This is a genomic window from Streptomyces capoamus, assembly GCF_014654935.1.
GTDB lineage: Bacteria > Actinomycetota > Actinomycetes > Streptomycetales > Streptomycetaceae > Streptomyces > Streptomyces capoamus.
On sequence record NZ_BNBF01000014.1, the window covers coordinates 138,888 to 140,968 of the forward strand.

The window sequence follows — 2,081 nt, forward strand, 5'->3', positions numbered from 1 at the left end:
AAGGGCATGAGCACCTCGCCCTTCCTCGGCTACACCTCCACCGACACCCATGAGGGCCTGTCGTGGGCGATGGAGGGCTACGTCAACGACTACGGCATCGCGCGGATGGGCCAGGCGCTGTACCGGAAGACGGGCGAGAAGCGCTACCGGGAGGAGTCGCAGTACTTCCTCGACCGGGCCCGGGACTACGTACACCTCTTCGACGCCGAGGCCGGTTTCTTCCAGGGCCGGGACGCCGAGGGCCACTGGCGCGTGGACTCCGCGCGGTACGACCCGCGCGTGTGGGGCTACGACTACACGGAGACCAACGGCTGGGGCTACGCCTTCACCGCCCCGCAGGACAGCCGGGGCCTGGCCAATCTGTACGGCGGCCGGCGGGGCCTGGCCGACAAGCTGGACGAGTACTTCGCCACCCCGGAGACGGCCTCCCCCGACCACGTCGGCTCCTACGGCGGTGTCATCCACGAGATGACCGAGGCACGGGACGTCCGGATGGGCATGTACGGCCACTCCAACCAGGTCGCGCACCACGTGATCTACATGTACGACGCGGCCGGCGAGCCCTGGAAGGCGCAGGCGTACGTCCGTGAGGCGCTCTCCCGGCTGTACACCGGCAGCGAGATCGGGCAGGGCTACCACGGTGACGAGGACAACGGCGAGCAGTCGGGCTGGTACCTGTTCTCCGCGCTCGGCTTCTACCCGCTGGTGATGGGCAGCGGCGAGTACTCCATCGGCTCCCCGCTGTTCAAGCAGGTCACCGTGCACCTGGAGAACGGGCGGGACCTGGTGGTGCGAGCGCCCCGGAACAGCGCGAAGAACGTCTACGTCCAGGGGGTGACGGTCAACGGCCGTCCCTGGACGTCCACTTCGCTGCCGCATTCGCTGCTCGCCAAGGGCGGGGTGCTGGACTTCCGCATGGGCCCGAAGCCGTCGGCGTGGGGCACCGGGAAGGACGCGGCGCCGGTCTCCGTCACCCAGGACGACAAGGTGCCGGCGCCCCGCGCGGACCTGCTGAAGGGGGACGGCCCGCTCTTCGACGACACCTCGGCGACGAGCGCGACGCTCACCTCGGCGGACCTCCCGGCCAAGGGCGGGGTCCGGCCGGTGCAGTACACGCTGACCTCGGGAGCCGACCGCACGAAGGCACCGGCCGGCTGGACCCTGGAGGGCTCCACCGACGGCACGACCTGGCACACCCTGGACCACCGCTCCGGGGAGACGTTCGCCTGGGACCGCCAGACCCGCGCCTTCACCATCGCCGCTCCGCGCGCCTGCACCAGGTACCGCCTGGTCCTGGACGGCGAGTCGACCCTGGCGGAGGTGGAACTGCTGGGCTGAACCGGAACACCGGAAGGGGGCGGACCCGGGCGGGCCCGCCCCCGTGCCGTGTCCGCGCTCAGCCCGTGGCGAGGGTGAACACGTGCAGGTCCGGGTCGCGCGGGAGCGTGACGCTCTTGATCTGCTTGCCCGCCGGGGCCTGGTACGGCCTGGTGGCGAAGACGTACGTCGCCACCGGGTCCTTGTCCGCGCCTGCGACGTTGCGGTAGGCGGTCCTCGCGACGACCTCGTTGCCGTACTGGACGGAGCCGCCTCCGCCGCCCACGGTCCAGTCGGTGAAGGACAGGTCGACGGTGCCGGTGGTGCCGTCGGTGTAGGTGACGGTCGCCTCGGTCCGCTGGTTGCCGTTGACCGCGCTGCCGACGAAGGACAGCGCGTCCGCCGGGGAGGCCAGCAGGACGGTCTGACCGGACGCCGAGGCGTTGTCGGGGCGGCCGGCCGGTGAGGCGGGCCAGGTGAAGGCGAGGCCGCCGGCCGTGCCGTGACCGCCCGGGGTCAGGCCGGCCGCCGCGAGGGCCTGCCGGGAGTAGCTCCAGCCGCCGCCGTCGTAGTCGGCCTCGTCGTGCTCGCCGTCGTCGTCGGAGATCCCGGTGGTGTCGTAGGCGGCGAGCAGGGTGCCCGGGGCGGCCACGGTGAGCGTCACCGGCTGCTCGTAGGAGGAGTCGCCCGAGGTCACCGTGACCCTGACGTCGGCGAAGCCCTGCTCGGCGTCGGCGGCGGCGGTGAGGGTGATCTGCCGGGCG

2 protein-coding genes are annotated in these 2,081 nt (G+C 72.0%); one reads left to right on the plus strand and one right to left on the minus strand.

What is annotated here, in order from left to right; genetic code table 11:
- Nucleotides 1-1,338: glycoside hydrolase domain-containing protein (locus IE312_RS41315; RefSeq protein WP_229900286.1), on the plus strand; the 1,338-nt coding region annotated here is incomplete at its 5' end.
- Nucleotides 1,339-1,396: 58 nt separating this feature from the next.
- Here IE312_RS41315 and IE312_RS41320 read toward each other — a convergent pair.
- The coding region (locus IE312_RS41320; RefSeq protein ID WP_502266985.1) for a beta-sandwich domain-containing protein at nucleotides 1,397-2,081 on the minus strand (685 nt) is incomplete at its 5' end.